Genomic DNA, 278 nt, shown 5'->3' with positions numbered 1-278 from the left:
GCCATTTGGTCCACCGGCGCGATCATGCATGCGTTTTCGGTGCCGATGGGCCAGGGGATCGCGGCGCTCAGCGGCGCAATCGGCCTGGCGGTGATTCCGGTGTCGATTGCCGGCTTTATGCTGTCTCGCGCCATATTGGCAATTGGTGAGGCGGGCAACTTCCCCATCGCGATCAAGGCCACCGCTGAATACTTCCCCAAGAAAGAACGCTCGCTGGCCACCGGTATCTTCAACTCCGGCGCTAACGTCGGCGCAATCCTGGCGCCGATCTGCGTGCC

1 protein-coding gene is annotated in these 278 nt (G+C 62.6%); it reads left to right on the top strand.

What is annotated here, in order from left to right:
• Nucleotides 1-24: 24 nt before the first annotated feature.
• Nucleotides 25-278: MFS transporter (locus KZZ04_RS19025; RefSeq protein WP_257903685.1), on the top strand; the 254-nt coding region annotated here is incomplete at its 3' end.

Source organism: Pseudoalteromonas sp. CR1 (assembly GCF_019392235.1).
In the GTDB taxonomy this organism is placed as follows: domain Bacteria; phylum Pseudomonadota; class Gammaproteobacteria; order Enterobacterales; family Alteromonadaceae; genus Pseudoalteromonas.
The sequence above is the reverse complement of the archived record's forward strand: the minus strand, read 5'-3'. Positions and strand labels throughout refer to the sequence as shown.